19 protein-coding genes and 3 riboswitches are annotated in these 20,397 nt (G+C 69.2%); of the genes, 6 read left to right on the forward strand and 13 right to left on the reverse strand.

Features of this window, described 5'->3' with window-relative positions:
* The first annotated feature begins 16 nt into the window (after positions 1 to 16).
* Positions 17 to 907: a class II glutamine amidotransferase gene (locus tag BA895_RS03925; protein ID WP_070190596.1), complete on the forward strand. Its 891-nt coding sequence runs from the start codon at positions 17 to 19 to the stop codon at positions 905 to 907.
* 70 nt (positions 908 to 977) lie between these two features.
* Here the strand turns inward: BA895_RS03925 and BA895_RS03930 are convergent, their stop codons facing one another.
* A complete protein-coding gene (locus BA895_RS03930; RefSeq protein ID WP_070190597.1) occupies positions 978 to 2,456 on the reverse strand; it encodes a gamma-aminobutyraldehyde dehydrogenase in 1,479 nt (492 codons plus the stop codon).
* A gap of 82 nt (positions 2,457 to 2,538) precedes the next feature.
* Between BA895_RS03930 and BA895_RS03935 the strand changes: the two genes are divergently transcribed.
* The 3 genes from BA895_RS03935 to BA895_RS03945 all read left to right on the forward strand — a co-directional run bounded on the left by BA895_RS03935 (position 2,539) and on the right by BA895_RS03945 (position 5,684).
* Complete coding sequence (locus tag BA895_RS03935) at positions 2,539 to 3,390, forward strand: cobalamin-binding protein (RefSeq protein ID WP_070190724.1); 852 nt, start codon at positions 2,539 to 2,541, stop codon at positions 3,388 to 3,390.
* A gap of 106 nt (positions 3,391 to 3,496) precedes the next feature.
* On the forward strand, positions 3,497 to 5,071 hold the full coding sequence (locus BA895_RS03940) for an MFS transporter (RefSeq protein WP_175442247.1): 1,575 nt from the start codon (positions 3,497 to 3,499) through the stop codon (positions 5,069 to 5,071).
* A complete protein-coding gene (locus tag BA895_RS03945) occupies positions 5,046 to 5,684 on the forward strand; it encodes a TetR/AcrR family transcriptional regulator (RefSeq protein ID WP_070190599.1) in 639 nt (212 codons plus the stop codon). Before BA895_RS03940 ends, BA895_RS03945 begins: the two co-directional genes overlap by 26 nt.
* A 58-nt stretch (positions 5,685 to 5,742) precedes the next feature.
* Here the strand turns inward: BA895_RS03945 and BA895_RS03950 are convergent, their stop codons facing one another.
* The 4 genes from BA895_RS03950 to BA895_RS03965 all read right to left on the reverse strand — a co-directional run bounded on the left by BA895_RS03950 (position 5,743) and on the right by BA895_RS03965 (position 9,312).
* Entirely contained in the window at positions 5,743 to 7,038 is a 1,296-nt protein-coding gene (locus BA895_RS03950; RefSeq protein WP_070190600.1) for an AI-2E family transporter, read from the reverse strand.
* 26 nt (positions 7,039 to 7,064) lie between these two features.
* Positions 7,065 to 7,247 (reverse strand): hypothetical protein, encoded by a 183-nt coding sequence (locus BA895_RS03955; protein WP_254666310.1) that lies wholly within the window; start codon positions 7,245 to 7,247, stop codon positions 7,065 to 7,067.
* A 52-nt stretch (positions 7,248 to 7,299) separates the two neighbouring features.
* Positions 7,300 to 8,283 carry an NAD(P)H-binding protein gene (locus BA895_RS03960; RefSeq protein WP_070190602.1) on the reverse strand — a complete coding sequence of 328 codons (984 nt, stop codon included), beginning with the start codon at positions 8,281 to 8,283 and terminating at the stop codon, positions 7,300 to 7,302.
* A 492-nt stretch (positions 8,284 to 8,775) separates the two neighbouring features.
* Complete coding sequence (locus tag BA895_RS03965; RefSeq protein ID WP_139142505.1) at positions 8,776 to 9,312, reverse strand: hypothetical protein; 537 nt, start codon at positions 9,310 to 9,312, stop codon at positions 8,776 to 8,778.
* A 58-nt stretch (positions 9,313 to 9,370) separates the two neighbouring features.
* Here BA895_RS03965 and BA895_RS03970 point away from each other — a divergent pair, with 58 nt between their 5' ends.
* Positions 9,371 to 10,366: a DUF3800 domain-containing protein gene (locus tag BA895_RS03970; RefSeq protein ID WP_217493813.1), complete on the forward strand. Its 996-nt coding sequence runs from the start codon at positions 9,371 to 9,373 to the stop codon at positions 10,364 to 10,366.
* 77 nt (positions 10,367 to 10,443) lie between these two features.
* Here BA895_RS03970 and BA895_RS03975 read toward each other — a convergent pair whose 3' ends face one another.
* From BA895_RS03975 to BA895_RS04015, 8 genes are all read right to left on the reverse strand, one after another.
* Entirely contained in the window at positions 10,444 to 11,466 is a 1,023-nt protein-coding gene (locus BA895_RS03975; protein ID WP_070190605.1) for a hypothetical protein, read from the reverse strand.
* A gap of 128 nt (positions 11,467 to 11,594) precedes the next feature.
* Complete coding sequence (locus BA895_RS03980) at positions 11,595 to 11,915, reverse strand: DUF2853 family protein (RefSeq protein ID WP_070190606.1); 321 nt, start codon at positions 11,913 to 11,915, stop codon at positions 11,595 to 11,597.
* A 602-nt stretch (positions 11,916 to 12,517) separates the two neighbouring features.
* Positions 12,518 to 13,090, reverse strand: coding sequence for a histidine phosphatase family protein (locus BA895_RS03990; protein WP_070190608.1), 573 nt, complete (start codon positions 13,088 to 13,090; stop codon positions 12,518 to 12,520).
* 197 nt (positions 13,091 to 13,287) lie between these two features.
* Positions 13,288 to 13,830: a universal stress protein gene (locus BA895_RS03995; RefSeq protein WP_175442248.1), complete on the reverse strand. Its 543-nt coding sequence runs from the start codon at positions 13,828 to 13,830 to the stop codon at positions 13,288 to 13,290.
* A 49-nt stretch (positions 13,831 to 13,879) separates the two neighbouring features.
* Positions 13,880 to 13,961: riboswitch (Fluoride riboswitch) on the reverse strand.
* 25 nt (positions 13,962 to 13,986) lie between these two features.
* Positions 13,987 to 15,591, reverse strand: coding sequence for a hypothetical protein (locus tag BA895_RS04000; RefSeq protein ID WP_070190609.1), 1,605 nt, complete (start codon positions 15,589 to 15,591; stop codon positions 13,987 to 13,989).
* A complete protein-coding gene (locus tag BA895_RS04005) occupies positions 15,588 to 17,138 on the reverse strand; it encodes a hypothetical protein (protein ID WP_083282949.1) in 1,551 nt (516 codons plus the stop codon). Before BA895_RS04005 ends, BA895_RS04000 begins: the two co-directional genes overlap by 4 nt.
* 103 nt (positions 17,139 to 17,241) lie before the next feature.
* Positions 17,242 to 17,315, reverse strand: a riboswitch (Fluoride riboswitch).
* 23 nt (positions 17,316 to 17,338) lie between these two features.
* Complete coding sequence (locus BA895_RS04010; protein WP_217493814.1) at positions 17,339 to 18,514, reverse strand: MFS transporter; 1,176 nt, start codon at positions 18,512 to 18,514, stop codon at positions 17,339 to 17,341.
* A 107-nt stretch (positions 18,515 to 18,621) separates the two neighbouring features.
* The gene (locus BA895_RS04015) at positions 18,622 to 18,867 is read right to left on the reverse strand and encodes a hypothetical protein (RefSeq protein WP_070190611.1); all 246 of its coding nucleotides are present in this window, start codon (positions 18,865 to 18,867) and stop codon (positions 18,622 to 18,624) included.
* 327 nt (positions 18,868 to 19,194) lie between these two features.
* Positions 19,195 to 19,281: riboswitch (Fluoride riboswitch) on the forward strand.
* A gap of 116 nt (positions 19,282 to 19,397) precedes the next feature.
* Here BA895_RS04015 and BA895_RS04020 point away from each other — a divergent pair.
* On the forward strand, positions 19,398 to 20,360 hold the full coding sequence (locus tag BA895_RS04020) for a respiratory chain complex I subunit 1 family protein (RefSeq protein WP_083282950.1): 963 nt from the start codon (positions 19,398 to 19,400) through the stop codon (positions 20,358 to 20,360).
* Positions 20,361 to 20,397 lie beyond the last annotated feature (37 nt).

A 20,397-nucleotide genomic window follows, 5' to 3' on the forward strand; every position in this document is an offset into this window, starting at 1 on the left:
GACAGGAGACCACCCGATGTGCCGACTCTTCGGCCTCACCGCGGGCGAGGTTCGGGTCAGGGCCACCTTCTGGTTGCTCGACGCGTCAGACAGCATCGCGATCCAGAGCCACACCAACCCCGACGGCACCGGTCTGGGCACCTTCGACGAGAGCGGACGCCCCCTCGTCGAGAAACAGCCCCTGGCCGCGTGGCACGACCCCACCTTCGCGGCCGAGGCCCGCAAGCGTGAGAGCACCACGTTCATCGCCCACGTGCGGCACACGTCGGGTTCAGCGGTCACCGCGCCCAACACGCACCCCTTCGAGATGGACGGTCGCCTGTTCGCGCACAACGGCGTCGTCGAGGGCCTCGGCGCCTTAGAGGAGCACCTCGGCGACGACCTCGACCGCGTCACGGGTGATACCGACTCCGAGCGGGTCTTCGCGCTGATCACGCGAGAGATCGCCCGAGTCGGCGACGTCGCCGGGGGAGTGACGACCGCACTGCGCTGGGTGGCCGGCGAGCTGCCCGTCTACGCCGTCAACCTCGTGCTCACGACCGCCACCGACCTGTGGGCGCTGCGCTACCCCGAGACCCACGACCTGTTGCTGCTCGAGAGGCGCCAGGGCGCGGGGGCTCTCGACCACCGCAGCCGGGCCGGCACCCGGGTGCGCTCGGGCGAGCTGGGCGACCATCCGAGCGTCGTCATCGCGAGCGAGCGGCTCGACGACGACGACCGCTGGCGCTCGCTGGACCCCGGGGTGCTCGTGCATGTCGGGCCCGACCTACGGGTGCGCGAGCACGAGATTCTCACCGGGTCCCCTCGCCACCAGCTGACTGTCGCCGACCTCACTGGAGTGGCCGCCGCCTCGCAGTCGCGTCACACGGCGTGGCCCCTCGATCGCGGGAAGACCCACGGGCAGTAGGGATGCCGTTGAGTGCTGGACACACCGCAGGCGCGGTGACGTCCTGTGTTCGTTCCCGACGCCGACGGGCTCAGCCGCCCAGGCCGAAGATCGTGCGGTGCCACGGCTTGTGGGCGGCCGCAGTGCGGTCGAACATCACGTGCTTGACCGTCGTGTACTCCTCGAACGAGTAGGTCGACATGTCCTTGCCGAAGCCCGACTGCTTCATACCGCCGTGCGGCATCTCGCTGATGATCGGGATGTGGTCGTTGACCCACACGCAGCCCGAACGGATCTCGGCGGTGGCCCGCATGGCCCGGTAGACATCGCGGGTCCAGGCCGAGGCGGCGAGGCCGTAGGGGGTGTCGTTGGCCAGGTCGAGGGCCTCGTCGTCGTTGTCGAAGGGGGTCACGGTGAGCACCGGCCCGAAGACCTCGTCGGTGAACACCTCGTGCCCTCGCTGCACACCCGTGATGAGGGTGGGTTCGTAGTACGAACCCGCCTCCAACGCGCCGCCGGGTGAGCGTCCACCAGTCACCACGGTGGCGTAGCCGCGGGCCCGTTCGACCATGCCCGCCACGCGCTCGCGGTGGGCCATCGAGATCAGGGGCCCGAGGTCGGTCTCGGGGTCGTCGGTCGGCCCGAGGCGCACTGCGGCATACAGCTCGGCCACTCCCGCGACGAAGGCGTCGTGCAGGGAACAGTGCACGATGGCCCGGGTGGCGGCGGTGCAGTCCTGGCCGGAGTTGATGAGGCTGCCGGCGACGGCCCCGTGGATCGCGGCCTCGAGGTCGGCGTCGTCGAACACGACGAAGGGAGCCTTGCCGCCGAGCTCGAGGTGTACCCGTTTGGCGTTGGTGGCGGCTGCCTCGAGCACCGTGCGCCCGACCGGCGTGGAGCCCGTAAACGAGACCATGGCGACGTCGGGATGCCGCAGCAGCGGCGCCCCCGCGTCGAGGCCTGTGCCGACGACGATGTTGACCACGCCGTCGGGCATGCCAGCGGCGGTGGCGGCCTCGGCGAACCTGATGCTGGTGAGCGGGGTGTTCTCGGCCGGCTTGAGCACGATGGTGTTGCCGGCGGCGACGGCCGGAAGGATCTTCCAGGCCGCCATCTGCAGCGGGTAGTTCCACGGCGCGATCGAGCCGACGACGCCGATCGGTTCACGCCGGATCATCGAGGTGTGGTCGGCCGAGTACTCGGCCGCGGCCTTGCCCTCGAGGTTGCGCGCGGCCCCCGCGAAGAACGAGACGTTGTCGATCGTGCCGGGCACGTCGAACTCGCGGGCGAGGCGGATCGGCTTGCCGGCCTGGCGGCTCTCGAGCTGGGCCAGGTCTTCGGCCTGCCCCTGGAGGATGCCGGCCCACCGGGTGAGAGCTGCCGACCGCTCGGCCGGCGTGGCTCGGGACCACTGCGGAAAGGCCCGCTTCGCCGCCGCCACCGCGCGGTCGACGTCAGCGGCATCCGCCAGCGTGATGTCGCTGACGTGCTGCCCGTTCGACGGGTCGGTCACCGCTGCGGTGCGGCCGGAGACGGAGGGGACGACGGCACCATCGATGAACTGGCTCACGGGGTCTCTTTCGGTTTCGAAGGGGTGGACCCAGTATGTGGCGTGGCCGCGTCGCCGACGAGTGCGGGCTACGGTCGGTGTCATGCGGATCGTGTCGTTGCTGCCGTCGACCACCGAGATCCTGTTCGGCATCGGTGCCGGGGACGATGTCGTCGGGGTGACCTTCGAGTGTGACCACCCGGCCGAGGCTCGGTCGCGCCGGGTCGTGTCGACCTCCACGATGCCCGCTGGTCTCACTCCTGCACAGATCGACGAGTTCGTGCGGGCGGCCATGGCGCGCGGCAAGGACCTCTACCGGCTCGACGCCGGTGCTCTCTCGGCTCTCGAGCCCGACCTCGTCGTGACGCAGGACCTGTGCGCGGTGTGTGCCGTCGACGTCTCTGTCGTCGACGATGCTCTCGCGTACCTCGGCTGTCGCGCCGAGGTGCTCACCGTCGACCCACACACCCTGACCGAGGTGTTCGACTCGGTTCGACTGTTGGGCAAGGCGACTGGACGCCAAGAGGTGGCCAACGACGTGGCCACGTCGTTGGAGGCTCGCGTCGAAGCCGTCCGTGCCCGGGTGACGGGCCGGCGCAGGCCGCGGGTCATGCTGCTCGAGTGGACCGACCCACCCTTCGCGCCGGGCCACTGGGTGCCGGAGATGGTCGAGGCGGCGGGCGGCGAGCCGGTACTCGGGGCGGCGGGGGCGAAGTCGGTGCGCACCACCTGGGACGCGATCCGAGCCAGTCGACCCGAGGTCTACGTCGTGGCTCCGTGCGGCTTCGGCCGTGACGCGGCGCAAGAGCTGGCCGATGACCTGGTGGCGAACGGTCACCTGCCAGAGGGAGCTGCGGTGCTGGCGGTCGACGCCGACGCGTCCTGGGTGCGGCCGGGCCTGCGGCTGGTCGACGGCATCGAGGAGCTGGCCGCATTCCTGCACCCTGATCCGTGACTCGGTGAGCTCAACCGGCAGCGCTTGAGACTTCTCGGTCTTGACGATCAGCAATCTGACAGTCACTATCAAAAGCATGCGAGCATCAAACACAACCAAGTTTCACTTGACTGAAGATGCGCGACGGTGGGCCGCGCTGGCGGCAACCGCCCTCACCGTTCTCGTGATCGGGCTCGACACGACGATCCTCAATGTCGCCCTCCCCGACATCGCTGTCGACCTGGGCGCCTCGAACGCGCAGCTGCAATGGTTCGCCGACAGCTATCTGCTCGTGCTCGGCGCGCTCCTGCTCCCGGCCGGGATGCTGGGCGACCGGTACGGGCGTAAGCGGTTCACCGTCGGAGGGTTGGTCGTCTTCGGCGCCGGCTCACTGTGGTGCGCGCTGGCCACCAGCGCGTCCGGCCTCATCGGCGCGCGCACCCTGCTGGGCGTCGGGGCGGCAGTGCTCATCCCCCTGGCCATGTCATCGGTCGTCGTGCTCTTCGAGGCGCACGAGCGAACGCGGGCCATCGGGGTGATCGGAGCATCCACCATGCTCGGTCTGCCCCTTGGCCCGATCCTGGCCGGCGTGCTGCTGCAGCACTACTGGTGGGGAGCGGTGTTCCTCGTCAACCTGCCGGTCATCGCCGTCGCTCTCGTCGCCGTCGCGACTCTGCTGCCCGAGTCGACCGGTGACCGTGGCCGCCGACTCGACCTGGTCGGCATCCTGCTCTCGTCGGGGGCTCTGGCGGCGGCGACGTTCGGGGTGATCGAGGGGCCGGAGCGGGGCTGGAGCGACACGCTGGTGCTCGCCGGCCTCATCGGCGGGGGGGCCCTCGGTGGCGGCTTCGTGCGGTGGCAGCAGTGCGACCGGGGGCTCGAACCCGTGGTCGACCCAGCGCTGTGGGGGGAACCTGCGTTCCGCTGGGGCGGCGTGACGGCCGCGACCGCGAGCCTGGCCTTCTTCGGAGCGATGTTCGTGGTGCCGCAGTACCTGCGCGGCGTGCTCGGCGCCGATGCCCTGGGCACGGGGCTGCGCTCGATCCCGATGGTCGTCGGGCTGCTCGTCGGGTTGCGCACCACGATGGCGCTGCTGCCCCGGTTCGGCTCCCGAACCCTGGGCGCGGCCGGGTTCGCGATCGGCGCGGCCGCCTTCGTGCTCGGCTCGAGGGTCACCGTCGAGAGTGGCTACCTGGTGACCGGCATCTGGACCTTCGCCGTCGGCTCCGGGGTCGGGGCGGCGCTCTTCTGCGGGCAGAACTGCGCCCTCGGCGCTCTGCCGCGGGCCCGGGCGGCCACCGGTTCAGCCCTGATCCAGGCCCTGCGTCAGGTGGGCAGCGTGCTCGGCATCGCGGTGCTGGGAGCACTGCTCAACGCCGTGTACCGGTCGGGTCTGCCCGTGGGCGGCACGGGTGGCCTGTCGGCCGGCCAGGTGGCCGCCCTCGGGCAGAACGTCACTTCCGGGGTTGCGGGGGCGGCCCGCTCGGGATCGGCCGCCCTTGAGCGTGCCGTGCAGTCGGCGTTCGTCGGCGGCCTGTCGGCCACCCTGTGGGTCAGCGCCGCCGTGTGCCTCGCCGGCGCGTGCCTCGTGTGGGTCGCCCTGCCCGACGACAGGGTGACCAGCCGCGGCGAGGCGGCGGTTCCGGCCCAGCCGGCGCAGGAGGCACAATCGTCACATGCCCTCGACGCCGCTGCGGACTGATCCCCCCGCTCCGGGTGACCTGGCCGTGCCGGGGCTTCGCGAGCGGAAGAAGGCGAAGACGAGAGCCAGCCTCCGGGCTCACGCCCTGCGCCTCTTCCAGGAGCAGGGCTACGCCGAGACCACGGTCGAGCAGATCGCTGCCGCCGCCGAGGTCTCGCCGAGCACGTTCTTTCGCTACTTCGCGACCAAGGACGAGACGGTGCTCGACGATCTGGTCGACGCCGACACCTTTCGGATCATGATCGCCGCCCCGGCCGAGCTCAGCCCCATCGAGGCGTTGCAGTACGCCGTGAACCGCACCTTCCAGCAGCTGACCGACGACGAGCTCGAGATGGAGCTGACGCGCAACCGCCTCATCCAGTCGGTTCCCGAGCTGCGCAAGGGGGTGCTGGCCGAGATCACTCGGCCCATCGGGCTGCTCAGCGAGGCCATCGCCATCCGGCTCGGGCGACCGGCCGACGACCCCGACATCCGGCTCTACGCCGGCGCCGCCGTGGGCGCCCTGATGACCCTCATGGCAGGCGCCCCGACCGACCGTCCGAGAGAGACACTGGCCTCTCTCGGCGAGCTGATCGGCCGCCTCGACCGGGTGCTCCATCTGCCCCCGGGCTGAGCCGGGCTCAGCGGGGCTCAGCCCGGCTCAGCCGGCCTGAGCCGGGGCCCGCCGCACGTCACGACGAAGAGACCTCATCGGTCGGCTCGGCGTCGACCGGCTTGCCACTGCCCGCCTGGTTTCGCTTGTCCTTGCGTGACTTGCGGGAACGCCGGTCACCGTTGTCGCCTTCTTCGCCGCCCTCCTCGTCCTTGGCCTGGAGTGAGGCCAGCTCGGGCACCAGCTCGTGACGCTGGCTGAAGGTGTTCATGATCGCCAGGGCCACTGCGGCCAGTGGGATGCCGATGAGGGCCCCGATCGGGCCGAAGAGGGCAGCGCCGGCGATCACCGAACCGAGGGCGATGGCGGGGTGGACGTCCATCGTCTTGCGGCTGACCTTGGGCGTGAAGACGTAGTTCTCGATCTGCTGGTAGACCGTGGCGAAGAGCACGATCCAGAGTGCGTTGATCGGCTTGCCGATGAGGGCGAACAGGGCCGGGAGTGCCACCCCGATGTAGGTGCCGACGGTGGGGATGAACTGGCCGACGATGCCTGCGAAGATGCCGAGCGGCAGCCAGAACGGCACGTCGATGAACCAGAAGAACGCGATGTGGAAGACGGCCGAGAGTGACGCGAGCACCAGTTTCGAGATGACGTACCCGCCGGTCTTCTCGACCGAGATCTCCCACACCGTCATGAAGACGCGCTGGTAGCGCTGCGGCAGCCACGACCCGATGGCCTGGCGCAGGCGTGGGCTGTCGGCCGAGAGGTAGAAGGCGAAGACGAGGATGGTGAGGAAGTCGAACAGAAAAGTGACGACGGTTCCGAAGACGCCCACGATGCCGCCGCCATAGCGCCCGAGCAGCTCCCCGATCTTGTCAGGGGTGACCTCGATGCCCTTCTGGATGGTGGCGAGGTCGAACTTGGTGTGGAAGGTCTGGTTGATCCAGTCGATGGCCGTGCTGATGGTCTGGGGCAGCTGGTTGCCGAGATCGGAGAGCTGTGAGAGGAACACCGACCCGAACAGCTCACCGAGGCCCGCGAAGAGCACGAGCAGGCCGAGCATCGTCAGGCCGGTGGCGAGGCCACGCTTGACCCCGTGCCGACTGAGCCAGAGCACGACCGGCTCCATGGCGATCGAGAGCAGCCAGGCCAGCAGCAGCAGGAACAGGAACGAGCTCGTGGCCCCGAAGACCCAGTTGGCGATCCAGAGCAGCACCACCCCAACGAGGAGGATGAAGGCGGTTCGTCGGGCATTGGCCGACGTAATCGCGATCCACTGGGGGTGGGTCTGGGTCGCAAGGGCCCGGCTGCCCCGGTTCTGAGGTTCGCCGGCATGGACGGCGCCCGACGCCTTCTGCTGGTCTTCGGTCACGGCTCTGAGCCTAGGGCGTCCTGGCGTCAGTTCTCGCGACGCGCGCGGGCCGCCGCCACCCGTTCAGCCCGCTCGCGCTCAAGGCGGAGCTTGGGGTCGTTGCTCTCCCCGAGCTGGGCCGGGCCGAAGATGGTCAACCCGATCATCCTGAGGCGGTAGGTGATGCGGTAGCCCAGCGTCAGGCCCGAACTGCCGAATCCTCGTGCCACCGCGAAACCTCCTGGCGTCATCGCCCCACTGGCTACGACTCGTGGTCGCAGACTACCCGGCTGCCCGTCTGGCCCACTCTGGGTCGACCATCGACGGACGCGCGGGATCGCCACCGACCGCAGCTCCGTCGTGGTCGGGGTCGTAGGCGGGCAGCGATCGCACGAGCGCCTCGCGCAGGGGCAGCAGCACGTGCGAGCCGAGAGCGGCCGAGTCACGCGAGCCGGCCACCATGTCGTGCTGCAGGCTCGCCATCAGCGACTCGACGGTTGCGGTCGAGACGTCGGTCAGCTGCCCGGCGAGCCAGCCGGTGAGGTCGGCCGGCAACCCCGGCACCGTGACCTGGACCCGGGTGAGCCGAGCGACGGCAGCGTACAGCCGGAGCAGCTCGGCGTAGGTGACGCGGTCAGGCCCCGCAATATCGAGATGCCCGACCACGTCGGGTCGCGAGGTTGCCTCGGCGAGGAAGTGCACGGCATCCGCGATGGCGATCGGCTGCACCACGGTGTCACGCATCCACGTCGGCAGCGCCTGCACGAGCGGGATGCGGTGCGAGATCTGACGGATGATCTCGAAGCTCGTCGAGGCCGCGCCCACGACCACGGCAGCGCGGAGCGAGAGGCACGAGGCGCTGGCGCCGGCCAGGATCCGCTCCACTTCGAGCCGTGACTCGAGGTGCTCGGAGAGCCCCGCCTCGGGAACGTCGGGGATGATGCCGGAGAGGTAGACCACCCGGGCGACGCCGGCGCGGTCTACGGCTGCTCGCACGTTCTCGGCCGCTTCCCGGTCGGTCTGGCTGAAGTCGGTGTCACTCATGCCGTGGATGAGGTAGACGACGGCGTCGACGTCGCGCACGGTGGCCACCGCCTGATGGGGGTCGAGCACGTCCATCCGGCGCCATTGCACGTCGTGCGTCCACGGGGTGGCCCGGGGCGACTCGCTCGTGTGCGTACCGACGACCGCATGCCCGCGCCGGAGCAGCTCGGGCACGAGGCGCGAGCCCACGTAGCCGGTGGCCCCGGTGACGAGCACCTTCATGTGACCTCCTTGGCGCGAGAGCTGCTATGGGTGAGAGCCGCTACGAGGATTGTGCGCCATACTCGCCGGCGGGGATCGGGCGGTCCCGCATGAGGCAGAAGCGGGCACCCCGCGTTCGGCTGTGGCCACGGGGTGCCTGAACACGCTCACTTGGCCGTCCAGTTGCGAACCGGGCAGTCGAGCGTGCGGTGGTGCGTCAGTCGGAGCGACCCGGGTCAGCTGCGCTGCCTCCGCCTTCGAACGCTGACCACGACGACCACGACGACCACGACGACCACGACGACCACGACGACCACGACGACCACGACGACCACGACGACCACGACGACCACGACGATGGTGGTGGCGATCGCCGTGGGCGTGCTCGTCGGCCTCGCGTTCTCGCGTGCCGGCCGAGCCGTCGCATCACGTCAGGCGGATCCTCCGGCAGCCACCGACGACACCTGTCGCTCCGTGGCGAGAACCGGCTGACAACCGTTGCCCCGTGCGGGGTCAACGGATGATGAAGACCGCCGCCACCACGAGCCCCACAACGACGAGGGCGCCGATCACGCCCAGCCCGACGTACAGCCCGATCTTCTGCTCGCGGCCCATCGCCTCCGACCAGCCGGCCTGCTTGGCCGCCGAACGAATGAGGTCGCGACCCTCACCCGCGTTGAAGGTGTAGTCGACCACCTTGCCCACGTCGCCGGTCTCAGCGTCGATCCCGAGCTCTTGATGCGACGAGAACTCGTAGACCCGGCCCTTCTGCACGCTCTTCTGTGCGCGCAGGGTCGGTGCAGACCCGAGCCCGGCGTTCCACTCGACGGTGTTGGCCACGTCGGTGATGGTCATCCGCTGTTTCGGCTCGTCAAGACGCACCTGGTAGGTGAAGACCCGGTCGATGTGGTTGACGCGAAGCAGGGTGTACCAGGTCGCGTCCACCACATCGACCGTCAGGTCGAAACCGTAGGGCTGGTCGGCGACGGCGTAGGGCGAGCCCTCCGCGGCCATCCGCACCTGCGCCACAAGCTCTGCTGCTGAGGTCACGTCTGCTCCCTGAGTCTCGTCCGTCGGTTCGTCTGGCTGCCGCCCCGTGCTGCGTTCGGTGAGCGAGCCTAGCCGTTCGGCGTCGTTGACCGAGGGCGTCGGCCCCTTCGTGGATGCCGAAGTGGATGCCGTGACGCTCACCGGGCCCTGGCCTGGCGGCGGGGCTACGGCCGCCCGAAGCCGAGCCGGGGAGGGAGGATGGGGTGTGCCCTCCGCCGCGCAGACCCGTGTCGTGGAGATCGCCTGCGACGAGTCGGGCTCGGAAGGCGAGAAGCTCGTCGGCGGTAGCACCGACGTCTTCGCGCACGCCAGCGTCGTGCTCGACCGGGCCACCGCCCTGGCCTGCATCGAACGGGTGCGAGTCGACGCCCGGTCACCGGCCAATGAGATCAAGGCCAGTGTCATCCTGCGCCGGCAGAACCGCCGGGTGCTCGAGTGGCTGCTCGACCCGGCCGGGCCGCTGGCGGGCCGGGCCCATGTGCACCTCACCGAGAAGGCCTTCCACCTCACGGTCATGCTCGTAGGTCAGCTGGCTGTGTCGGGCGACCGTCGGCACACGGCACCGACGAAGGTTGCCGAGGGTCTGCACCGGGATGCCGCGCGGGTCGTGGGTGACCAGCGCTGGGGTGCGGTGCTGGCCGGCTTCAACGACTCCATCCGAGCCCTTCCCCGATCCGGTCGGTCGGTCGTGCTCGACCCGTTGGTTCCGGCCCTCGCCGCGGCCGTGGGCTACTGGGGCGCCGACGGCAGCCGGGTCCATGTCGTGCACGACGTGCAGGCGACTTTGACGCCTGACCGCATCCGGCACCTGAGGGTGCTGGTCGGCCCCGAGGCCGCAGAGCGGGTGACTGTGCGCTTCGTCGACTCGGTCGACGACCCACGGGTGCAGATCGCCGACTTCGTGGCCGGCGCCGCCCGACGGATCGCCTCGGAGGCCATGGCAGGCCGTGCCGACGCCGGTCTGACCCGGCTGTTGCGGCCCTATGTCGACCGCACCTCGGTCTGGAGTGAGGGCGCCACCCGTCGGCTGCTGGTTCCGGCCGGCGAGGGCTGAGCGGATCCTGCGGCGCGGGCTTCTGTGGCGCGGGATCCGGCGACGCCGGAGCCGCGAGGCCCCGGCGCCACAGCATCTCAGCGGAGGGGTAGGCGGCTGATCCAGTACTCGGCGGTGTCGGGGGTGGGGGTACCGAACCGGGCGTTCACCGCGTAGAGATGACGACCGATGACGGTGGCTGTCGACGGCACATCGAGGCCGGGGTCGCTCAGTTCGCCGATCCAGGCTGCCGTCCAGCAACCCCGTGAGTGGCGCAGCCGCAGGGCGGCGACCGTCGACCCACCGGTGCCGCGCACGTTGTAGAGCAGCGAGCCGGAGCGCTCGAGCCCGTCGCCGGAGACGATGCCGGGGCCACCCGTAACGGGGATCTCCCGGGCGGCGCCGGTGTACCGGTTGACCTGCCACAGCCCGCCGACCCGACTGTTGTTGAGCACGAGCGAGTGGTCGGGAAGCTCACGGATACCGTTGGCGTTGAGGGCCGTTCCGTCGCCGGCGGGCCAGCCGCCGCGCAACGGCAGCACTACGAGGTCGCCTCGGGTGGGGTAGCCACGGCGACCGATCGGCACCGCCACGAGCCGGTCGACGTTGGAGTCGGTGACCCAGACACGGTTGCGCGTCACGACGAGGTCGTTGAGGAACACGCCGCCCGGGATGACGGTGTCACTGACCACCTTGCCGTTGTTGCCGTTGACGGCCCACACGTGGGCCACCTCGCCGACGTTGCCCACGGCCCACACGAAGCCGGTTCGATCGTCGTGGAAGAGTCCCCGCAGGCTACGCCCCACGGCGCCCGCTAGCAGAGTGCGCTGAGCGCCGGTACGAACATCGCCTGTGACGATGCGGCCGTCGGCGAGCGAGCCGACGTAGTAGGTGTTGCCGGGGCCGGAGGTGATGCCCTCCGGCCGGATGCCGTTCGGCAGCGGGATGCGGGTCGTGGCCACGGCGGGCGACGCAGTGGCGGCAGTGGCGGCGGAGGCCGTGCTGGCGCTGGCGGCGGTCAGGGCCGCGACGGCACCGCCCGCGACGGAACCGAGCACGAGCCGGCGGGTTGGCGTGGTGAGCAAGGGCGCACGATCGTGCACGGGGGAGTGAGTGTCCATCACCCATCCTGCGCACACGAGGTGTCTCCCGTCGACCGCTGCACGTTGTGCCGACGGCCGGATGCCGCTGGTTCCGCTCAGCGGCATCCGGTGGGTTCGTTCGCGGCTAAGGCCGTCTGCTCAGACGGTCAGCGGAAAAGGTCGAGCTTGCCGAACTTCTCAGCGAGAAGGTAGTAGACCGTCACCCGGTTCTTGGTGCGGTCCTCCTTGAGCGTCTCCTTGACCTCGGCCAGCGCGGCGTCGAGCTCGGCGTCAGAGCTGGTCAGGGCGAGCTTCTTCTTGAGGAAGCCGGCCTTGACGCGGTCGGTCTCCTTGCTGTCGCTGAATGAGACCAGCGACGAGTCGCGCTTCTGCAGGGCGATGCCGCAGTGGCGCACGATTCCCTTGATCGCGGCGTCATCAGCGTCGGGAACATACTTCTTCACGTCTGCTGCCCAGTCTTCTGCCATCTGCCAGCCTCCTGTTGGTCGATCAGGTCAGGAGTGACGCTAGCCCCCTTCGGGACCCCTGCACAGGTTGAGATCCCCGCGTGTCCCGAGCGGTTGACGGATGGCTTGTGGAGCCGTGGCAAGGCCCGTCTCGGAATGATGTGCTCGCCGAGTGGGGTCGGAGGCCACCAGCGCATCGCCGAGGGTGGTGCGCCAGTCGAGCACCTCGCGGCCGGAGCGCCGCCGCATGCAGGCCCCCGACGCGAGCAGCACCTTGAGGTGACCGCCCACCGAGCCCAGCGGCATCCGGTGACGGGGTAGTGGACGGCGTACCGGTGCGGGCTGTCCCAGCCGACCCAGGTGCAGGTTCCGGTTACGGGGACGAAGACCAGGTCGACGCCACCCTCGATGACCCGCGAGGGCAGGTGTTCGGGTTGAACGGCACCGGGCTGATGGTGGGTCAGGCAAGAGGAGGGGTGCTGGGCGGAGAGGCGGCCACGGTGCTCGGCCACAAACTGGCGTCACGACCGCTGCGCACGCCGTGGTGGTCATGGTGCTCACGGCCGAATGGTCGATGTGGTGCGGCGGGCGCCCTCACCACCACACCGATCGGTGGATGCAGGTCAAGACGCGTCGGGCTTCTGGTCGTAGGTGTCGACGCGCCACGAGCCGTCGACCTGGCTCAGCTGGTTCCAGCAGGCCGTTCGCTGCCCGACCTCGCCGAGGCTGGGGTCGAAAGCCCGCAACAGCGGGCGGTTGATCGCGTCGTGCGACACGAGGACTATGGGCCCACTCTCGGCTTCGGTGACCAACTCGAGAAACGCCGTCCTGGCTCGCGCGAACACCTCCTCAGCCGGCTCGACACCCGGGGCCGCGTCGACGCTGCCGAACTGTCGCTCGACCTCGGACTTGACCTCGCCCGTCCACGGCCCGTAGTCGCGGTCGTTGAGCCGCGCGTCAACTCTTGCCTCGACTCCCGCGCGTCGGGCGATCGCCGCCGCGGTGGCGACTGCCCGCAGCAGGGGACTCGAGTAGACGACCGTCGGTCGCATGTCGGCGAGCACGGCAGCCAGCCGCTCCGCTTCTGCGCGGCCTTCGTCGTCGAGTGTCGGGTTGCTGAGCCCGCGCAGCCGACCCCCCACGTTCAGCGCCGTTTGCCCGTGCCGAGCGAGATACACCCGCGTGACCAGTGCCATCAGCCATCCTCCGTTCGCGGGGCCGGTCCACGGGCATCGGACTCACACCAGGCCGACCCGTTCGCCGATCACCCTTTTGACGACCCCGGCGACCGTCAATGCCGATACCCGCATCAGTCTGGATTCGCATGCCCGTGGAGGGTATGCGTCGTCGAGTACGCCGTCTTCGGGTCAGGGTCGCGGGTTGTGAATAGTGTTCAGTCCCAGGGAGCGTGGCCTTCCCAGTCGACGACTTCGAGGGGAACCACGAGCACGGGTCGGTGTTGGTGGTGGGCGAGCTGGACGGAGATCGACTCCCTGACGAAGTCGCGGATGTGGTGGTGGTGGCCCTGATGGGTGGCGACGACGAAGGCGGCTGCGTCGACGGCGCGGGCCAGGTGGGTGAGGGATCGGTCGACGCGGCCGGCGAGGTAGCGAAACTCCCAGGGCTGGTCCTGTCCGTGCATGGAGGTTGCGACTTCCCGGGTGAGGTTGGCGGCCACGTCTTCCCAGTCGTCGTCGGCGTCGGGGTCGATGGAGGCGTGGCGCACGGTCCCGTCGGGGAACTCGTCGACGGTGTAGCGGGAGGGGTCGACGTAGGCGAAGTAGAGCGTGGGGGCTCCGATGGCGCGGGCTAGGGATGTCGCTGCGGCCGCAACGACATCGGGCTGGTGCGGTACGACCGAGACGACGAGGGGATGCCCGGCGAAGTCAGTCAGGCGCGACGCGTGCGGTTGCGGCGGAGTGTGGTTTCGGGCCATTGGTGTGCTCCCGGCAGTTGCGGACGAGCGCCAGTTCCTGCCCGTCCCAGACGAGTCAGGAACCATCAGCCGAGGTGGCAGTTTGGGGGTGAGGCTCTCACACCCTGGCGGGATCCATCGCCGTCTCCGACATTACCGGGCCAGGCCCTGCCGCGGCTACCGTGTGGGTTCGGAAGCGTCGGGGGCGGCCGTGACGACCGAGGGTGGTAGCGGCGGGGGGGTGGGGGCGTCGCTGAACACGGCGCGGTAGATGTCTTGTCCGTAGCTGGTCGGCAGGGGCGGGCCAGGGCCTAGCTGGAACGACCGGATGCCGTCTTCGGCGCGGTCAGCGCGCAGGAACACGGTCTCGGTGTCGTTCTTCTGCTCGTAGCGGTGGGCCAGGTCGTACATGTGGGTGACGACCACCATCCGGACACCGGACTCGCGCAGGGCGTCGATGACCTCAACAGCGATGTCGGAGCCTTCGCGTTCGTTGGTGGCACCGAACGACTCGTTGCACAGCAGCACGGAGCCGGCTCGGAGCCGGTCGACGATGCGGCTCATCCTGGCCAGCTCCTCGTCGAACTTGCCGCTGGTCATGCTCGCGTCCTCCTCCCTTCGGAAGTGGGCGAACACGGAATCGGCCAGTCCGGCGTCGAACCGTTCGGCGGGCACGAAGAGCCCGGCTCGCTGCAGCAGGTAGGCGATGCCGAGGCTGCGCAGGAAGGTCGACTTGCCGCCCTGGTTGGCGCCGGTGACGATGACCAGGGTGGCTGCCTGGGTGTCGAGGTCGTTTGCGACGACGGGGTGAGCGGTGCGTAGCGCGAGGCAGGGGTCGTAGAGCCCCCTCGCCACGATCTTCGCAGCGCCGGTCTCCAGGGTGGTCGGTACTACGGTGGTCGCGCCGAGCGCGTGGAGCTGGTCGTGCAGGTTGAGGGCTGCGACGTAGACGCCGATCTCGGTACGTAGCGCTGCGAAGTAGGACAGTACGTGCTCGGCGGCTTGGGCCAGGTCGGCGGCGACGATGTCAAGGCCGTGGTCGCGGAGTCTCCCCAGGGCGTTGAAGCTGGACTGGTCGCGGTCGGGGATGGTGAACCCGTGGGTGGGCTTCTTCAGGATCGACTTGGTGAACAGGCCGGTCCGGTTCTCGGGGTTGGGTTCGCGCAGCACGTATCCCGTGCCTTGGTTGCCCGGCCCGAGGCGGGCGCTGAGCACGAACCCGTCACGGAAGTGCAGAGTCGAGAGTCGCTGCTCGACCTCGGCGAAGTAGTCGTCGCCCAGCTGGTCAGCCAGCTCGGTGAAGAAGCGGGTGAACCCCTCGGAGTGGAAGTCGCCGGCGTGCGCTTCACTCAGTGCGCGCAGCTCGCGCAGCCGGTCCAACACCATCTCGATGACCTGGATGGAGCGGCTGAGCAGCCCCTCGCCGTGGTCACTGAAGAAGCTGTGCGAAATGGTGCGCTCACCGTCGAGGGCGGCGCAGGCTGTCGCGTAGAGGCCACGGATGACCTTGGGGTGGGCCAGGGCGTCGACGAGCACGTGCTGGCGGTAGGTGACCTCCTCGACGGTGAGCGGGCCGGCCAGGGTGACCTTGCGCACGGCGAGCAGCAGCACCTCGTCGTCGCCGGCCATGGCCGTCCACAGGGTGGCCAGGTCGAGGTCGTCGACCAGCTCCTCGGTGACCGGGTCGGACTGCCAGGCGAGCAGCTCGAGGGCCGACCGCCGGTTGCGGGGGATCTCGACCGGCTTGACGTCACGGTCGCGGAAGAGCAGGCGCGCCTTCACGACCGCACCCGCTGACCGAGCTGGTCGTGGGTCAGGCCGTACTTGTCTGCGATGGCCCGGGCGAAGGCTCGCCCGTCGGCCGCCCGTCGGGTTACCTGGTAGGTCCGCGTGGCGGGGTCGTCAGGGTCGACCGAACTGACCATGCTCACCGTGGACTCATCGAAGGTCGCAAGCTCGTCGAGGAAGGTGACGCACACCCCGAGGGCCCCCAGGTCGCTGATGCGCTGGAGCATGGCACGGGAGAGGAACAGGGCGTCGTGAACGGTCGTCGAGCTGAACATCTCGTTCATGACGATCAGACTCGCGGAGGTCGCTCGGGCGAAGTCGTCGGAGAAGCGCTGCAGCTCCTCCTGGAGCTTTCCGGCCATGGCGGCCGGGTCCTCGCGGCGTTCGAAGTGGGTGTAGATCGCATCGGGCAGGAACAACCGCACATCCCGCCCAGGCACCGGGCAGCCCAGGGCGGCGAGGTGGTGCAGCTGTCCGACGGTGCGTGCCGTGGTGGTCTTGCCGCCGTTGTTGGGGCCGGTGATCACCAGGATGCGTTCGGCCCCTGACAGGCTCAGGTCGTTGGTGACCACCTGTTTCGCGGCGGCGACGAGCTGCACCGCGAGGGCGATGTCGAAGGTGGCACTGGCGTTCTCGCGTTTGTCACGGGTGCTGACAGCGGGCAGGTCGAAGCACAGCCCGGCCTCGCGCAGCGGTCGGATGAGGTCGAGGTAGGCCAGGTAGAAGTGGGCCTCGCGGTCGAAGGCGCCGACGAGGGGGTCGATGAACGAAGCGTGCTCGCGGGTGAACTCGTCCAGATCGGCGAACGGTTCGGGAAAGACCTGGGCTACCTGGTCCAGGATTCGGGCCTCGACCGGGTCCAGGCCCCCGTCGGTGCTGTAGTGCTCGGTCGCCGCATCGGTCGGATGCTGCTGGAAGCGCGCGAAGGTGCGGGCCACCTCCAGGCTGTAGTTGCGCTCCTCGTCGTACGGGCCGACGGTGACTCGGGCGCCGTGCAGCCACACGTCGTAACGGATCCCGTCCAGGGCGGTGCGCACCCGCGCGGCCTCCCCACGCATCCGCATGAACCCGTCAGACCTCGTGTAGGCGACCGCAGAGCTCAGCAGCCCTCGTAGCGCTCGCGACTCGGGGTGGCTGCCATCGAGATCAGTGACGAGGTGGGTCACGGCTTCGGCGTACACGAGGGCCGCCTCCAGGAACCAGCGAGCCTTCTCGTGACGGTGGTAGCGCTTGGACGCAAGGGTCAGCTTGTCGCGTACCCGCTCCATCGTGTCAGCGAAGTCGGTGACCGCAGCCAGCACGTTCTCGCGCCGCAGGTCGAGGAACACCTCCTGACGGTAGGTGACCAGGTCGACGTCGATCAGCGGGAGGCGGTAGTAGCCCTCCAAGCGGTACTCGCCGCGACCCGCTACCAACGAGGCGACGACCTGGTCGAGGTTGAGGTCGCCGAAACAGGCCGGCTCGGGGAGGGCATCGAGGTCAGCCGGAGCGTCGGTAGGGCCGAACAGGATGCTGCGGAAGGGGATCGGAACATCACGCACACCACCGAGCGCCTGCTCTGGGATCTCCGGTAATGACCGATGCGCGCCTCTGCCCTGGTCTGACAGGAGATGGTCTTCTGGCACTGGAACTCCTCGACGGTAGAACGTCGTAGGAACCATCAGCAAAATGCAGTTAGGGCTGTCACCACCCAGGCGGGGTCCATCACCTTCTCTCAGTGAACCCCCGCAGCGGCGGTCCGTCAAATGTGTCGAGAACCGCGCCGGCGATGCTGGAGCCGTGGCGCCAGTAGAACCGCCAGCACCATCCAGGTGGCCGCGTAGCCAAAGGCGTATCCGGGGCCGAACCACGACCACAGCAGTCCGGCGACGACGGTCGAGCCGAGATCACCACCAGCCTGGACCAGCCCGTACAGCCCGAAGGCGTTGCCCCGCAGAGCGTCCGGGGTCGCATTGGCGACGGCCGTGGAGGCGGCGGTCTCGCCGAACCCGATGCCGAAGCCGGCCAACAAGAATGCGATCAGCAGGCCCGGCATCCCGGGGCCGATGGCCAGCAGCAGGTAGGCGAGCACGTACGCGGCCGCGCCGCTGGCGAGGGCGAGCGTGGGGCCGCGCCGGTCGGCCAGCCGCCCGGCGAGGGGGGCGCTTGCCGCGGCGGCGACGTTGTGGAAGGCGTAGAGCAGGATGGCGGTGCTGGCTGCGCGAGTCCCGGTCCAGCCGTTGACCGAAGTAAGCAAACCGGTGGCACGCAGGATCAGCAGGGTGCTGGCGAGGTTGCCCAGCTCGAAGCATCCCAGCGGCCGTAGCACGCGGGTCATCCCGGCGAGGCGAAGCTCGCCGACCCGAAGCGCCAGACGCTGGCGGGCCACCGGTGTGTCCACAGCGGTCCGGGCCTCTCGGGCCGCGACGGTGATGGCCACGGCGGCCAGCAGGCTGGGCACGATGGACAGCACCATGGCGTGACGCACCCCGAGCACGCCTACGAGCACGGCGGCGAGCACCGGCCCGAGCACGGCGCCCAGGTTGTCGCCTGCGCGTTCGACGCCGAAGGCCCGGCCCCGGGCCGTGACGGGGGCCAGGTCGGTCAGCAGGGTGTCGCGCGCCGGGGACCGCACCCCCCGCGCGACCCAGGCGAGGCTACGGAGTGCGGCCACCTGCCAGACGGCCGTGGCCAGCCCGATACCGGCTGTGGCGAACGCGGTACCGACGTAACCGCCCGCGGCCAGCCGGCCGCGGCGGGCAGGGTCGGCGGCCAACGGGCCACCGGCAAGCTTCGCCAACCCGGTCAGAGCGTCGGCGACCCCGTCGATGGCGCCGAGGGCAGCCGGCCCAGCATGCAGGGTCGAGGTGACGAGCGTCGGCAACAGGGCCGTCACCAGCTCGTGTCCGGTGTCGGAGCACAGCGAGGCCGCGCCCACGCTCAGGATGCCTGAGGTGAGCCATGGCGCTTCGCCCGTCGGTGGCTGGGGGCCTTCGCCGCGTGGTTCCTCTCCACTCGCCGCGGGCGGCTGGCCGGAGTCGGCCATTACTGCGGTCTCCCGTACGACAGACCGCAGTTGGCGGCCACACCATCGTCGGGAGCGCGCCGGATGGTGTCCACGTCGGTGGGGCAAATGTCGTCCCCGACGCTCGGCTCGGTGGAGGTCAGGGTCTCGCCAGTGACACGGTTGCCGAGCCCGTCGTGGGTCGCGGTGAGCTGCAGCGAGGGACGGCCGCGAGAGTCAAGGATCTCCAAGCCGTTCAGGCCGGTGATGGTGACGTCGGTGTTCATGGGCGCGCCTTCCACGAGAGTGGACGGGCGCGGACAGACCTGCCCGTCACCAGGACGGGTCAGGAGCCGTCAGCCACACGTGGCGGTTCGGATGCCGAAGCATCCTGGTGGGGTCCATCACCGAGAACCACCGTAGACCCTGTTACCGCTTCTGCGCCTCAGGCGTGATACTCGTCGCAGCGATGGCCTCTCGGCCGGCGGCCGCCACGGTTCGAGGTCACCGGTCTGTACTCCGTCTCGTTCTGAGGGCTGGCCCCCGCTCCGACGCCGCCGGGAGCGTGGCGCTCAACGGTGTGCTTGACGAAAGTGAATCCCTCACAGTAGAAATGGTATACGGGTGATGGAGCTTGCCCGAGAAGCCAGGTGACCCTGGCTTTTCAAACCGCCAAGATGGCTGATAGCCCCTGAGATCTTCAGGGAGCGCAGATGTCATACAGCCAGCCTCGGGCATCGCCTGCGGATGAAATGCGGGCGGACGCTCGCGCGGGCGAGCCAGCACAGCGCCGCGCTCGGGCCGAAGCGTCCAGCCCATGACGGCCACGTTGCCGCTGCCCGCTACACAGGCGCTGCAGGTGTTGACCATCGCCATCGGTGCGCCGGGGATCAGCGGCGTCATCGCTCGGGTCGAGGCCCGGTTGCAGGGACGAGTTGGACCGCGGATTTTGCAGCCGTACTACGACTTGGCCAAGTTGTTCCGTAAGGAGGCACTGGCCCCTGCGGGCGTCGGACCGTTCTTCCTGCTGGCGCCGATCTTCTCCCTCGCCTGCTACCTGACGGTGCCGATGCTCATTCCGGTGTTGACCAGCTATCCGCTGCCGTTGGGCTACATGGGCGACATCCTCGGCGGCGGGTTCATTCTCGCGTTGGCCAGCTTCGTTGTCGCGGTCGCCGCCGCCGAGACCGGCAACCCGTATGCGCAGCTGGCCTCCAGCCGGGCCAAGACCTTCGGTGCGATCACCGAGCCGGTGGTGCTGCTGGTGGTGTTTTCCGTGGCGCTGGTGACCACCACCGATCTGCCGTACGCCTTGAGTGCCACCGTGCTCAGCGGCCCAGACCAGATCGTGCGCCCGGCGCATCTGCTGGCCTCTGCCGCACTGTTCATGGTGATCCTGTTCGAGACGGGTCGCATCCCGATTGAGACCCATACTGGGACCATCGAGTTCGGGATGATCGAAGAGGGCCGCAGTTTCGAACACTCCGGCCCGCATCTGGCTCTGCTTCGGTGGGGCTCGGCTGCCAAGCAGATGGTGCTCTACACGATCTTGATCAATGTCTTCATCGCCCCGTGGGGGTTGTCCTCCACCACACGCGTCGACCAGATCGCGTTTGCGATCTTCGCCTTCCTCGGCAAATGCGCGGTTCTCGGTTGCGTCGTGGCAGTGATCGACGACTCCTTCGCCAAGCTTCGACTGTTGAAGATCACGGAGTTTGTCGCCGCGGCGTTCCTGCTCGCGGTGCTCGGCGTCTTCACCCTCTACCTGGGAGGAGGGTGACCATGCTGGACGTCACGCTGACACACCTCGCGACGCT

The organism is Humibacillus sp. DSM 29435 (assembly GCF_001758225.1).
GTDB lineage: Bacteria > Actinomycetota > Actinomycetes > Actinomycetales > Dermatophilaceae > DSM-29435.

What these genes read in the sequence shown, in the direction of transcription:
- BA895_RS03925 (WP_070190596.1), top strand. Translation starts at nt 17, where the DNA reads ATGTGCCGACTCTTCGGCCTCACCGCGGGCGAGGTTCGGGTCAGGGCC.
- BA895_RS03935 (WP_070190724.1), top strand. Translation starts at nt 2,539, where the DNA reads ATGCGGATCGTGTCGTTGCTGCCGTCGACCACCGAGATCCTGTTCGGC.
- BA895_RS03945 (WP_070190599.1), top strand. Translation starts at nt 5,046, where the DNA reads ATGCCCTCGACGCCGCTGCGGACTGATCCCCCCGCTCCGGGTGACCTG.
- BA895_RS03960 (WP_070190602.1), bottom strand. Translation starts at nt 8,283, where the DNA reads ATGAAGGTGCTCGTCACCGGGGCCACCGGCTACGTGGGCTCGCGCCTC.
- BA895_RS03975 (WP_070190605.1), bottom strand. Translation starts at nt 11,466, where the DNA reads ATGGACACTCACTCCCCCGTGCACGATCGTGCGCCCTTGCTCACCACG.
- BA895_RS03980 (WP_070190606.1), bottom strand. Translation starts at nt 11,915, where the DNA reads ATGGCAGAAGACTGGGCAGCAGACGTGAAGAAGTATGTTCCCGACGCT.
- BA895_RS03990 (WP_070190608.1), bottom strand. Translation starts at nt 13,090, where the DNA reads ATGGCACTGGTCACGCGGGTGTATCTCGCTCGGCACGGGCAAACGGCG.
- BA895_RS03995 (WP_175442248.1), bottom strand. Translation starts at nt 13,830, where the DNA reads ATGGCCCGAAACCACACTCCGCCGCAACCGCACGCGTCGCGCCTGACT.
- BA895_RS04015 (WP_070190611.1), bottom strand. Translation starts at nt 18,867, where the DNA reads ATGAACACCGACGTCACCATCACCGGCCTGAACGGCTTGGAGATCCTT.
- BA895_RS04020 (WP_083282950.1), top strand. Translation starts at nt 19,398, where the DNA reads ATGACGGCCACGTTGCCGCTGCCCGCTACACAGGCGCTGCAGGTGTTG.